The organism is Chryseobacterium sp. 1B4 (genome assembly GCF_036631475.1).
GTDB lineage: Bacteria > Bacteroidota > Bacteroidia > Flavobacteriales > Weeksellaceae > Chryseobacterium.
On record NZ_JAPNUF010000007.1, the window covers coordinates 56,331 to 70,620 of the forward strand.

Genomic DNA, 14,290 nt, shown 5'->3' on the forward strand with positions numbered 1-14,290 from the left:
AAATATTAATCACAAAATTCACAGCCTTTTTCCGGATTTTATTGAAACCATACTACCTATGAAAAGCATTGTATCAATCCTATGTGTAACCCTGGCAGCACCTTTATTTTTTGCCCAGAGCCATTATAAATACCCATTCAGAAACCCGGAGCTTCCGGTTAATGAAAGAATAGAAAATCTTATCAGCTTACTCACAACAGAAGAAAAGATAGGGATGATGATGGATAACTCCCAGGCAGTTCCCCGTCTGGAAATTCCTGCCTACGGATGGTGGAATGAAGCACTGCATGGGGTGGCAAGAGCAGGAACAGCTACTGTTTTTCCCCAGGCAATAGGAATGGCAGCTACATGGGATGTTCCGGAACATTTTAAAACGTTTGAAATGATTTCTGATGAAGCACGGGCAAAATACAACAGGTCTTTTGATGAAGCCCAAAAAACAGGGCGGTACGAAGGACTTACCTTCTGGACCCCCAATATCAACATTTTCCGTGACCCAAGATGGGGAAGAGGCCAGGAAACTTATGGTGAAGACCCTTATCTTACCTCTGTTCTGGGTGTTGCAGCGGTAAAAGGCTTACAGGGAAACGACCCCAGATTTTTTAAAACCCATGCCTGCGCCAAACATTTTGCGGTACACAGCGGACCGGAATGGAACCGCCATTCTTACAACGCAGAAATCTCAAAAAGAGATCTGTATGAAACGTATCTTCCTGCTTTCAAAGCATTGGTTCAGGAAGGAAATGTAAGAGAAGTGATGTGCGCCTACAATGCCTTTGACGGACAACCGTGTTGTGCCAATAATACGTTGCTTACTGAAATTCTCCGTGGAAAATGGAAGTATGACGGAATGGTGGTCTCAGATTGCTGGGCACTGGCCGATTTCTTTCAGAAAAAATACCATGGCACCCATCCTGACGAGAAAACAACCGCAGCAGATGCTTTGAAACATTCTACAGATCTGGAATGCGGAGATACCTATAACAATCTGAATAAATCCCTTGCAAGCGGGCTGATTACCGAAAAGGATATCGATGTATCGATGCGCCGAATCCTGAAAGGCTGGTTTGAGCTGGGAATGCTTGATCCGAAATCTTCCGTTCACTGGAATACCATTCCATATTCTGTAGTCGATTCTGAAGAACATAAAAAGCAGGCACTGAAAATGGCACAAAAATCAATTGTGCTGATGAAAAACGAAAAGAATATTTTACCTCTCAGCAGAAGTATTAAAAAAATTGCAGTTGTAGGACCAAACGCCAACGACGGATTGATGCAGTTAGGAAACTATAACGGAACTCCTTCTTCCATTGTAACGATTTTAGACGGAATCAAAACCAAATTCCCGAATGCTGAAATTATTTACGAAAAGGGAAGTGAAGTCACAGATCCTTCGTCCAGAACGTCACTCTATCAGAATTTTATCAGTCAGAAAAACGGCGCGAAAGGAATGAAAGTAGAGTTCTTCAATAATAATGAATTCAAAGGGCAGCCGGCCAATACTTCCGTAAACTCAACTGCCATCAGTTACAACAGTTTTGGCGGGACTCAGCTTGCTCCCAATGTAGGAAGAGAAAATACCTCAGCTGTTATTTCAGGCATTTTCAAAAGTACTTATACAGGAGATGTTATATTTTCTGCGTCTACCTCTGATATCTATACACTTTTCGTGGATGGAAAAGAAATCGCAACAAGGAAAGGACCTGACGCAAGACATCCTTCAGAGTTTCCTGTAAAAATGGAAAAAGGAAAAGAATATCAGATAGAACTGCGTCATACACAAAAAGGAAAATATGTGAACATCACCTTTGAAGTGTACAGAAAAGACCCTGTTAATTTTGCTTCGGTCAGAGAAAAGGTGAAAAGTGCGGACGTCATTGTCTTTGCAGGCGGACTTTCTCCAAGCCTGGAAGGTGAAGAGATGATGGTAAATGCAGAAGGTTTCAGAGGAGGTGATAAAACCTCCATTGCTCTTCCTGAAGTCCAGCGGGAACTGCTGGCGGAGCTGAGAAAAACGGGAAAACCTGTTGTCTTTGTTCTTTGCACCGGAAGTGCCCTGGGATTGGAACAGGATGAGAAAAATTATGATGCTTTACTAAATGCCTGGTATGGCGGACAATCCGGAGGAACGGCCGTTGCAGATGTTTTGGCAGGGGATTATAATCCTTCGGGAAAGTTACCCGTTACTTTTTATAAAAACCTTGAACAGCTGGACAACGCTCTTTCAAAGACAAGCAGGCACGAGGGATTTGAAAATTATGATATGCAGGGGAGGACGTACCGTTATATGACGGAAAAACCTCTTTATCCGTTCGGGCATGGCCTGAGCTATTCAAAATTTGTTTACGGAGATTCAAAGCTGAGCAAAAATACGATCGGTACCGACGAGAATGTGACAATCATAATTCCGGTAACCAATATTTCAGAAAGAGATGGAGAAGAAGTGGTTCAGGCCTACATCAAAAGAAACAATGATGCCCAGGCGCCGGTAAAAACGTTAAGGGCTTTTGAAAGGACTTTAATCAGATCTAAAGAAACAAAAAACATTCAGCTGACCCTCTCTAAAGATTCATTTGCGTTCTACGATGAAAAAACAGATGATCTGGTTTCAAAACCCGGCGATTATACCATTTTTTACGGTGGAACTTCTGATAATGCCGGGTTGAAAACGATTCCGTTAAAAGTAAAATAAAAAATGATTAGGAAGACTTGTAAACATTGCAAATCCTGATGCAACTTTCAAAATATACGATCTATGACAACCAAAAATAAAATATTTTCCATTGCAATTTCCCTCAGTGCTGCTTTTTTTCGGCTCAGAATAATACGGTCCGTACTTTTAACCTGGATCTGAAAGAAACCTCTGCTCCTGTTAAAATACAGCCCACCATGTACGGGATTTTCTTTGAAGACATCAATTTTGCAGCAGATGGCGGATTGTATGCGGAACTGATTAAAAACCGGAGCTTTGAATTTGACGAACCTTTCACAGGATGGAAACAGCCTAACACAAAAACACTTTCTCCTAATCTGGATTCCGGGTTTCTGACCATTTATTCCAACCCAGCAAAAACCAATAAAAATTACGCGAGAATTACCGTTCTGAACGATAAAAATTATATTCTGGAAAATGAAGGATTCAGAGGAATAGGTCTTCATCAGGGAGAACAATATGATTTCAGTTTTGATCTGGAGAATGTTTCAGGAAATATTGCTGCAGTAAATGCAAGTCTTGTTGATGAAAACGGGAAGGAAATTTCTTCAGCTTCCACGCTCATCAAAGGAAAGGGGTGGCAGAAGTATACAGCCGTTTTCAAAGCACCGAAAACCGTTGAAAAAGCAAAACTACGGATTACATTTACCGGAAACGGTATTGTCAACATGGATATGATCTCACTTTTCCCTCAGAATACCTGGAAAGGGAGAAAAGGAGGCTTACGAAAAGATCTCGTTCAGAAACTATACGATTTGCAGCCCGGATTTTTAAGGTTTCCTGGAGGCTGTATTGTAGAAGGAAGAACTTTGGCAGAACGCTATCAGTGGAAAAAAACAATTGGAAATGTTGCAGACCGCGAACACCTCATCAATAAATGGAGCACAGGATTTCCGCATCGGCTTACACCGGATTACGGACAGTCTTTCGGACTGGGATTTTATGAATATTTCCAGCTTTCCGAAGATCTGGGTGCAGAACCTGTTCCTATTCTGAGCTGTGGAATGGCCTGCCAGTTCAATACTGCAGAGCTGGTGAAAATGGAAGACCTCGATCCTTACGTTCAGGATGCCCTTGACCTTATTGAATTTGCCAACGGAGATTCCGGAACAAAATGGGGAAGAATCCGTACTGAAATGGGACATCCAAAGCCTTTTAATCTAAAATTTATCGGAGTAGGAAATGAACAGTGGGGAGCAGATTATATTGAACGTTATAAAGTATTTGAAAAAGCCATTCACACAAAATATCCTGATATGAAGATCATCTCCGGAAGCGGGCCGTCACCCGATGGCGAATTCTTCGAATATGGCTGGAAAGAGCTGAAGCAGCTTAACGCACAGATGGTAGATGAGCATTACTACAATTCTCCCGAATGGTTTATGAAAAATGCAGGCAGATACGACCAGTACGACCGTTCCGGACCAAAAGTCTTTGCCGGAGAATATGCAGCCCAGTCTGTAGGAGTAGTAAAGCCTGATAATAAAAATAACTGGCTGACGGCCCTTTCAGAAGCTGCATTTATGACAGGTCTTGAAAGAAACGCAGATGTTGTCTATATGACTTCCTATGCACCGCTTTTTGCCCATGCTGACGGCTGGCAGTGGACACCTGACCTTATCTGGTTCAATAACCTGAAATCCTATGCAACCCCGAATTATTATGTTCAGAAATTATTTTCCAACAATAAAGGAACGGATGTACTGAAAATAGAAAGCAACGGAAAAGCAGTATCCGGTCAGGAAAAGTTATACGCTGCAGCAGTGAAGGACACTAAAAATAAGGAGATTATTATTAAAATCGTCAATACTGATACTCAGGCTAAAACGGTTACTATCAAACCAGGAACTCTGAAAACGGGTAAGAAAATAACCAAAATCCTCCTGTCTGCCCCACAGCTTTCTACTGAAAATAATTTCGATGCTGAGCCCATAAAACCTGAAGAAGAGATTTCTGAAGTCAAAAATGGTGAAATTTCAACGGAAATTCCCGCCAGTTCTTTAGTTGTTTTAAAGCTAGAAATAAATTAATTAATTGATATACAGTTATTTATTAAAAATAAGTGTATTTTATACATTTATTTAAAATAGAATCTTATATTTGTTTTTATCTCATCAGGAGAATTTAAAATCTCAATAATCAAAAACGTTTCACCACCATGAAAAAATATGTTATCGGGCTGGACTACGGTACAGATTCCGTACGGGCCGTCCTTATTGATACTGAAAACGGTTCTGAAATAACTTCTTCAGTCAGCTATTACCAGAGATGGAAAGAAGGTAAATTTTGTAATCCCGCAGCCAACAGTTTCAGACAGCACCCTTCAGATCATATTGAAGGCCTGGAAAAGACTATTTCAGAAGTAGTAAAAGAAAGCGGGATACCGGCAGAGCAGATCGTCAGTATTTGTATTGATACTACAGGTTCTTCGCCGCTTCCTGTAACCAACGATGGAACAGCTCTGGCACTGGTTCCGGGATTTGAAGAAAATCCCAATGCCATGATGGTTTTATGGAAAGACCACACTGCCATTCGTGAAGCCGAAGAAATCAATACCCTTGCGAGAACCTGGGGTGGTGAAGATTATACAAAATATGAAGGCGGTATTTACTCTTCAGAATGGTTCTGGGCCAAAATACTGCACATCAGCAGAGCTGATGCAGAAGTAAAAAATGCAGCTTATAGCTGGATGGAACACTGTGATTATCTGACTTTCCTTTTATCAGATCATAAAGACCTGGCCACGTTCAAAAGAAGCCGTTGTGCTGCCGGCCACAAAGCCATGTGGCATGACTCGTGGGACGGTCTGCCTTCCGAAGAATTCCTCAACAGGCTTGATCCATCTCTGGGAGCGCTCAGAGCAAGACTATACCGTGAAACCTATACTTCAGATGAAATTGCCGGCTACCTGAATGAAGAATGGGCTGCAAAAACCGGTCTTACCACCAAAACCATCATTACCGTAGGAACCTTTGATGCCCATTCAGGAGCTGTAGGAGCCAGAGTGGAAGAAAATACACTGATCAGAATCATGGGAACTTCTACCTGTGATATTATGGTAGCCTCACAGGAAGCTATCGGGGATACAACTGTAAAAGGAATATGCGGACAGGTTGAGGGCTCCGTAATTCCCGGACTGATAGGGCTTGAAGCAGGGCAGTCCGCCTTTGGAGATGTGCTCGCATGGTATAAAGATATCCTGATGTGGCCGGTTCACCAGGTGATGGTGCATTCCGAAAGTATTTCAGACGAGCAGAAGATAAAGCTTGCTGAAGAAATGGAGGCAGGGCTTATCAGAAAATTAACCCTTGAAGCAGAAAAAATTTCTCTTTCAGATACCGTTCCGGTTGCATTGGACTGGGTCAACGGAAGAAGAACACCGGATGCAGACCAGGAACTTAAGGCAGCCATCAGCCAGCTTTCTCTGGGAACAAAAGCACCCCATATTTTCAAAGCTTTGGTGAATGCCATTTGTTTCGGAGCTAAAAAGATCGTTGACCGTTTTGAAGAGGAAGGGGTGAAAATCAATAAAGTGATCGGAATCGGAGGAGTAGCAAGGAAATCACCGTTCATCATGCAGACACTTGCTAATGTTCTGGATATGCCGATTGTGGTTGCCGCTTCGGACCAGACTCCTGCGTTAGGGGCTGCTGTTTATGCGGCAGTATCAGCAGGAATTTATCCTACCGTACAGGAAGCAAGCATGAAAATGGGCTCCGGATTTGAAGCGGAGTACCAACCCAAAGCTGAAGAAGTGCTGCACTACAGAGAATTAATGCAGCAATACCAGAAACTCGCTGATTTTGTAGAATACAATACCAGGTTGAAAAACAACAGAAAAGAACTTCAGAACTCCTGAATATTAACCTTTTGAATGATACCCAAAATGAATACTTATAAAGAACTCCAAAGAGAATGCTATGAAGCGAATATGCAGCTGGATGCGCTGAAGCTGGTGGTCTATACCTTCGGGAATGTGAGTGCTGTAGACCGTGATAAAGGTGTTTTTGCCATTAAACCAAGCGGTGTTCCCTACGACATTTTAAAGCCGGAAGATATGGTGATTCTGGACTTTGATGCCAATATCATTGAAGGCAGGCTCAGACCCTCTTCCGATACCAAGACCCATGCTTATCTGTATAAAAACTGGGAAAATATCGGTGGAATTTCCCATACACATGCCATCTATTCCGTGGCATGGGCACAGGCACAAATGGATATCCCTGTTTTCGGGACCACCCATGCGGACCATCTTACGACAGATATTCCCTGCGCTCCGCCTATGCGGGATGAACTGATTGAAGGAAACTACGAATACAATACAGGAATACAGATTCTGGAATGCTTTAAAGAAAAACAGCTCTCTCCGGAAGAAGTAGAAATGGTCCTGATCGGCAATCACGGTCCGTTTACCTGGGGAAAAAATGCGGAGAAAGCAGTCTACAACAGCAAAGTGCTGGAAACCATTGCCGAAATGGCTTATCTCACCAGGCAGATCAATCCTGATGCAGAACGTCTGAAAGATTCTCTCATCAAAAAACACTATGAACGTAAGCATGGCAAGAACGCCTACTACGGACAGGAATTTAAACACTAAACACTTCAACATAAACAACTATTAACGATCAACAAAATTATGTTAACACCTCTCAATACCAAAGAAGTATGGTTCATCACAGGAAGTCAGCATCTATACGGACCCGAAACACTTGCCCAGGTGGCAGAACACTCACAGAAAATAGTGGCAGAACTTGAAAAATCTTCTTTCATTCCGGTAAAAGTCATTGTAAAGCCAACGGTAAAAACTACCGAAGAGATATTTGAAACCATTGCAGCAGCCAATCAGGCAGAAAACTGTATAGGAATTATTACCTGGATGCATACCTTTTCACCCGCCAAAATGTGGATCAGAGGGCTGAAAATTTTACAGAAACCTCTTCTGCATCTGCATACCCAGTTCAACAGAGATATTCCGTGGTCTACCATGGATATGGATTTTATGAATCTTAACCAGGCAGCTCACGGAGACCGTGAATTCGGTTTCATGGTAAGCAGACTCCGAAAAAACAGAAAAGTAGTGGTAGGACACTGGTCAGAAGAAAGAGTTCAGAAGCAGATTGGTGACTGGAGCCGTGTTGCTGCAGGTTGGGACGACTGGCAGGGAGCTAAATTTGCACGTTTTGGAGATAATATGCGGTTTGTAGCCGTTACAGATGGAGATAAAGTGGAAGCTGAAACTCAGTTCGGTTTTTCAGTCAATACCTGGGGAATCGGTGATCTTGTAGGCGTTATCAATTCTGTAAGCGAAGGAGAAATTAAAAACCTTATGGAAGAATATGAATCTTCTTATCACATGGCAGCATCCCTTTTAGAAGGAGGAGCCAACAGAAGTTCATTGCACACCGCAGCAAAAATTGAGTTGGGACTTGAAAAATTTTTAAAAGACGGAGGATTTAAAGGATTTTCAGATACCTTTGAAGACCTTCACGGACTGGAACAGCTGCCGGGAATTGCCGTACAGCGCCTGATGCAGAAAGGATACGGATTTGCAGGTGAAGGAGACTGGAAAACAGCAGCGCTGGTACGTGCCATGAAAACAATGGGGCAGGGTCTGGAAGGAGGAAATGCTTTCATGGAAGATTATACCTATCATCTGGATCCTTCCAATCCTTCTATTTTAGGTTCCCATATGCTGGAAGTAGACCCGGTTCTGGCAGCCGGAAAACCTTCATGTGAGATCCATCCGCTGGGAATAGGGGGAAAAGCAGATCCGGTTCGTCTTGTCTTTAACTCCAGGGGAAATATTGATTCCCTGAACGCTGCACTGATGGATTTTGGAAACCATTTCAGGCTGCTGATCAATAAAACCAGGGCATTGGAAATTACAGAAGAGCTGCCAAAACTTCCGGTAGCAAGAGTCTTATGGAAACCTCTTCCTGATTTATATACCGCTGCAGAAGCCTGGATACTGGCTGGAGGGGCACACCATACATGTTACAGTGAAAATATTTCAGCAGAACAGCTGGAGGATTTTGCTGAGATAGCGGGGATTGAATCATTAGTCATTGATGAAGATACCAAAATGCGTGACTTTAAAAATACACTTCGTTGGAATGAAATGTATTATCGTTAATTAATTTTAAAAAATATGTAAATAATTATGAAAAAAGCAACACATAATGGCATTTTTATTTTATTATTTTTAATTATTTTCGGCTGCAGAAAAGAAAATAACAAACAGGATATTTCAGGAAAAATGGAGAATGTGCATACTTCAGACTATGGAGTGACGCCAAAAGGCGATTCTATTAAAAAATACACGCTGACCAATAAAAACGGGATGAAAGTTGAGGTCATCAACTTCGGGGGAATTATCACTTCTTTAACCGCCCCGGACAGGAAAGGAAAATATGAGGATATAGTCCTTGGCTTTACAAAACCTGAAGGGTATTTCGATGGCAATCCTTATTATTTCGGGGCATTGATCGGAAGATATGGCAACAGGATTGCCAACGCTAAATTCACACTGGAAGGTAAAGCATACGAAATCGATAAAAATGATGGTCCCAACAGCCTTCACGGAGGAAAAGAAGGATTTCACACCAGATTCTGGAATATTGAAGTCGTAAAGGATGCAAAATTTCCGACATTGAAGTTATCCTATACCAGTGCAGACGGTGAACAAGGATATCCGGGAAAACTGACAGCAACTGTTTTTTATACCCTTACAGACGACAATGCTTTGGAAATTTCCTATGAAGCAGAAACCGATAAACCTACCGTGGTGAATCTTACCCAGCATTCTTATTTTAACCTGTCCGGAAATTTCACTAAAACGATTACCGATCATGAACTGCAGATTAATGCAGATCATTTTCTTCCGGTGAACGAAACCTTAATTCCTACCGGTGAGCAGAAAGCCGTAAAAGGAACTCCTTTTGACTTCACGGTTTCAAAACCAATTGGAAAAGATATCAGTGCAGAAGACGATCAGCTGAAAAAAGGAAAAGGATATGACCACAACTGGATCCTGAATGGAAAAGGCCTGAGAAGCATCGCTAAAGTGTATCACCAGGGAACTGGAAGGCTGATGGAAGTCTTCACGGATGAACCCGGTGTGCAGTTTTATTCCGGTAATTTTCTTGACGGAAAGTTTGATACCAAAACTGGCGGTAAAAATGAATTCAGGACAGGATTCTGCCTGGAGACACAGCATTTTCCGGATTCACCGAACCAGCCTTCTTTTCCTTCCACAGAGTTGAAGCCCGGACAGAAGTATCAGTCGAAAACCATCTATAAATTCTCCGTTAAAAACTAAACTATGGGAAAATTAGCAACTATTGATATTATCATATTCCTGATCTATTTCGTAGTGGTGGCTTCCTACGGACTATGGATCTATAAAAAGAAAAAATCTGAATCTACAGGAAGTAAGGACTATTTCCTGGCAGAAGGATCTTTGACCTGGTGGGCGATCGGAGCCAGCTTAATCGCTTCCAATATTTCTGCTGAACAGTTTATCGGGATGAGCGGTGAAGGTTTCTTTGTCGGAATTGCTGTTGCCGCTTACGAATGGATCGCTGCCGTTGCGCTGATCATCATTGCGGTCTGGTTTATTCCGATCTATCTTAAAAATAAGATTTATACCATGCCTCAGTTCCTTGAGAGAAGGTATAACAAATCTGTTTCATTGATCATGGCAGTCTTCTGGCTGTTTCTGTATGTCATCGTGAATCTTACTTCCATTCTTTACCTTGGTGCTCTTGCCATTGATACTTTATTAGGAGGAGAACATCTTCACGGTATTATGATCGCTCTTTTGCTTATGGCCCTTCTGATCGGTCTGGGTGGTATGAAAGTGATTGGATATACAGACGTTATACAGGTGGCTGTCCTGATTATCGGAGGTTTTGCAACGGTGTATATGGCGTTGCAGATTGTAGACCAGAGAATCAATGGCGCGGCTGTAGGAAATGCGCTGGCAGGATTCAATACCCTGATCAATGAGGCTCCGCAGCACTTTAAGCTGATTCTTCAAAAACCAACAACTACCACCACCACTTTGGCAATGCCTCAGAACCTTGATGTACAGAAGTATGTTGTGCTACCAGGTTTGGCCATGTATTTTGCAGGTCAGTGGATTGTTAACCTGAACTATTGGGGCTGTAATCAGTACATCACCCAGAGAGCTTTGGGGGCAGATCTGAAAACGGCAAGAACAGGGATTCTGTTTGCTGGTTTTCTGAAATTATTCATGCCTGTCATTGTAATGCTTCCGGGAATTGCGGCTTACGTTTTATATTCCAAAGGACATCTTCCGGGTTTCAACGGAGTGAAGGACGGAGCCTACTCTGCAATATTGGGATTCTTACCTGTAGGATTGAAAGGGTTGGCTATTGCAGCGTTAACAGCAGCAATTGTAGCTTCACTGGCAGGAAAAGTGAACAGTATCTCAACCATTTTTACACTGGATATCTATAAAAAATACCTTAAAACAGATGCCACTGAAATTCAGATGGTGAGAACAGGCCGCTGGGTCATTATTATCGCGATGATGGCTGCATTGGCTTTTACCTGGACAGACGTTCTGGGAATTGGTGGTGAAGGAGGCTTCACGTTCATTCAGAAATATACGGGCTTTATCAGTCCGGGAGTTTTTGCCATGTTCCTTCTGGGAATGTTCTGGAAAAGAACAACGGGTACAGCGGCTTTGGTAGGAGTAATTTTAGGCTTTGTTCTTGCGATTTTCTTCAACAGCTTTGCCGTAGGAATTTTCGGGAAAGAAACCTGGATGTATACCGCATTCACTTATGAAAAACTGGAGAACGGGGTAGTGCATACCATTACCGAGATTCCTTTCCTGATCAATATGGGATGGTCATTCTTTATCACCATAATCGCCATGATCCTGATCAGTCTTGCAGGTCCGAAAATTAACCCTAAAGCCTTCGCCATTGATGTAACAATGTTTAAAGTAGACAACAGAACTTTGGTATTGATCGTGATGACACTGCTTTTACTGACTGCCTTGTATGTAAGGTTCTGGTAAAAGTGAATAGTCAATAGTGAATTCGTTTCACTTGTCAATTTTTTAAAATTCATTATTGACTTGCGAAGCAAATTGACTTTTCATATAATAAAAAACAGGATGCTTAAAAAGCATCCTGTTTTTTATTATATTTTAAACATAAATCCCTGCGAGATTTTTTTGTTATATTTTTTTCGTCAAAGCGGTAGAGGAAAGATCCTTTTCTGGACGAGGTCATATCCTTTTTGTTGGTATTCACAAGGATATCCATACTGTTGATCTTGCTGGTAAAATTCCGCTTGTCAAATTTTTCATCAAAAATAGCTTCATAAAGATTCTGAAGATCCTTCATCGTAAATTTTTCAGGAAGAAGCTCAAAACCTATAGGCCCTGTGGAAGCTCTTCTCCTCAGCCTGGCTACGGCATCCTTTACCATTTCATTATGATCGAAAATAAGGTCAGGCGCTTTCTGCAGTTCAACCCATTTTGCACTGTACTGCTCATTGATCTGAATATCTTTCTCAATATTGATCAGTGCATAATAGGAGATAGACATGATTCTGGCTGTTGGCTCACGCTTGATTTCCGTATAACATTTCAGCTGCTCAAGATAGATGTTTTCAAGACCGGTCAGCGTATACAAAACCCTGTTGGCCGCCTCATCAGAAGTCTCATCACTGCCAATGAAGCCACCCATGAGCGACCATTCACCCATCTGAGGTTCAAAATTTCTTTTTACCAGAAGGATTTTAAGATTTTCGCCATCAAAACCGAAAATGATACAGTCAACGGCAACAAGGTGTTTGGGATATTGGGAGTAATCCTCAGTCATCTTTTATAGTTTACTGCAAATGTAAAGCTTTTATAGATACGATATTATATAAATGTAATTCTTACACTTTTAAATCCGGATGATTTATTTCATTAAAATTATTTTTAAAGGATATTTTGGGAGCTAAAACAGTCAGTAAAACCGGAAAATATCACTGAAATCAGGTTAATCATACATGAATTGAATGTTAAAATTGTGTTAAAATTAAAATAAGGATTGATAATAATCAAGAAAAGAGACTTAACGTTAAAAATACGATAAGGTATTTGCTGTATCGTTGAAATTTTTACCAAAACATATCCTGAATTCATTTTCATAGGGAATCATATGATTTTAAGGTTTTGTTTCTCTGTTAATTAATTATCTTATTTTTTATGATAAGCTAATGTGTTTTTTGTTGTTTTTAGGGCTTTATAGAAAGTTTTAAATGAAAAAATAAGTCAAATAGACTCAGGAAATGTTTCGTATATTGAATCTTTCCAGTATTTTAGAAATGTTGAATTAACATTTATAATGGCCCCGAAACTTTCTGCTTTTTTATTGTGTTTTGCTTCATTTGCCTCAGCTCAGATGAAGGAGAAAATCCATTATTTTCCTTTGGAAACTGTAAAATTATCAGAGAGCGTTTTCAGCAAAGCGATGGCGGCAGACCATAAATACCTGATGGCTTTGGAACCGGATAGGTTGCTGGCTCCTTATCTTAAAGAAGCCGGATTGAAACCCAAAGCAAATAATTATCCCAATTGGGAAAATACAGGGTTGGACGGCCACATAGGAGGACATTACATTTCAGCATTATCCCTGATGTATGCTTCTACAGGAGATCCTGCAGTACAACAGAGAATTGATTATATGATCAGTGAACTGGCACGCTGTCAGAATACCTCTCCGGACGGATACATTTCAGGAATTCCCGACGGAAAAAAATCTGGAAAGAAATTAAACAGGGAAACATTCGTGCTTCAGGCTTCGGTTTGAATGACCGGTGGGTACCTTTATATAATATTCATAAACTGTACTCAGGATTACGCGATGCCTATTGGTATGCGAAAAGTGAAAAAGCAAAAACAATGCTGATCAGACTCACGGATTGGATGATGAATGAAGTATCCGGCCTTTCCGATGAGCAGATACAGGATATGCTGCGCAGTGAACATGGAGGGCTTAACGAAGTTTTTGCAGATGTTTATGAGATCAGTCATGACCGGAAATATCTGAAACTGGCCCACCGTTTTTCCCATCAGGCTATCCTTACGCCACTTTTATCAGGGGAAGATAAGCTTACAGGACTTCATGCCAATACACAGATTCCAAAAGTAATCGGATACAAACGTATTGCCGATCTTGAAAATAATACATCCTGGAATAATGCCGCTGATTTTTTCTGGCATACCGTTACTGAGAAAAGATCTTCAGTTATTGGAGGTAACAGTGTGAGCGAGCATTTTAACCCTGTCAATGATTTCAGCAGCATGATAAAAAGTATTGAAGGTCCGGAAACCTGCAATACCTATAATATGCTGAAGCTGACCAAAGAGCTTTATGCAACGCTGCCTGAATCTTACTACATCGATTATTACGAAAAAGCATTATATAATCATATTCTTTCCACAGAAAATCATGATCAGGAGGATTCGTGTACTTTACCCCTATGCGTCCCGGGCACTATCGTGTGTATTCACAGCCACAGACCAGCTTCTGGTGCTGTGTAGGATCT

At 41.3% G+C, this 14,290-nt stretch carries 8 protein-coding genes and 2 pseudogenes; 9 read left to right on the forward strand and 1 reads right to left on the reverse strand.

Translation table 11 applies throughout. The annotated features are described in order from the left end of the window. Nucleotides 1–58: 58 nt before the first annotated feature. From OWR28_RS09405 to OWR28_RS09435, 7 genes are all read left to right on the forward strand, one after another. Entirely contained in the window at nt 59–2,692 is a 2,634-nt protein-coding gene (locus OWR28_RS09405; protein ID WP_332386416.1) for a glycoside hydrolase family 3 C-terminal domain-containing protein, read from the forward strand. 197 nt (nt 2,693–2,889) lie between these two features. Beyond that, the gene (locus OWR28_RS09410; RefSeq protein ID WP_494168449.1) at nt 2,890–4,743 is read left to right on the forward strand and encodes an alpha-L-arabinofuranosidase family protein; all 1,854 of its coding nucleotides are present in this window, start codon (nt 2,890–2,892) and stop codon (nt 4,741–4,743) included. Nucleotides 4,744–4,871: 128 nt separating this feature from the next. Next, nucleotides 4,872–6,572, forward strand: coding sequence for a ribulokinase (locus OWR28_RS09415; protein WP_332386417.1), 1,701 nt, complete (start codon nt 4,872–4,874; stop codon nt 6,570–6,572). Between the two features lie 27 nt (nt 6,573–6,599). Further along, entirely contained in the window at nt 6,600–7,310 is a 711-nt protein-coding gene (locus OWR28_RS09420; RefSeq protein WP_115956358.1) for an L-ribulose-5-phosphate 4-epimerase, read from the forward strand. 39 nt (nt 7,311–7,349) lie between these two features. Further along, the gene (gene araA, locus OWR28_RS09425) at nt 7,350–8,846 is read left to right on the forward strand and encodes an L-arabinose isomerase (RefSeq protein ID WP_332386418.1); all 1,497 of its coding nucleotides are present in this window, start codon (nt 7,350–7,352) and stop codon (nt 8,844–8,846) included. A 27-nt stretch (nt 8,847–8,873) separates the two neighbouring features. Continuing rightward, entirely contained in the window at nt 8,874–10,031 is a 1,158-nt protein-coding gene (locus tag OWR28_RS09430) for an aldose epimerase family protein (RefSeq protein WP_332386419.1), read from the forward strand. 3 nt (nt 10,032–10,034) lie between these two features. Next, the gene (locus tag OWR28_RS09435; protein ID WP_332386420.1) at nt 10,035–11,762 is read left to right on the forward strand and encodes a sodium:solute symporter family transporter; all 1,728 of its coding nucleotides are present in this window, start codon (nt 10,035–10,037) and stop codon (nt 11,760–11,762) included. Between the two features lie 125 nt (nt 11,763–11,887). Here the strand turns inward: OWR28_RS09435 and OWR28_RS09440 are convergent. After that, a pseudogene (locus OWR28_RS09440) lies at nt 11,888–12,573 on the reverse strand (NUDIX hydrolase). Between the two features lie 513 nt (nt 12,574–13,086). On the opposite strand from OWR28_RS09440, the gene OWR28_RS09445 reads away from it, so the two are divergent. Next, entirely contained in the window at nt 13,087–13,551 is a 465-nt protein-coding gene (locus OWR28_RS09445; RefSeq protein WP_332386421.1) for a beta-L-arabinofuranosidase domain-containing protein, read from the forward strand. After that, nucleotides 13,548–14,260 (forward strand): annotated as a pseudogene (locus OWR28_RS09450) (beta-L-arabinofuranosidase domain-containing protein); the annotation flags it as partial. The gene OWR28_RS09445 and the pseudogene OWR28_RS09450, both read left to right, overlap by 4 nt. Nucleotides 14,261–14,290: the final 30 nt, after the last annotated feature.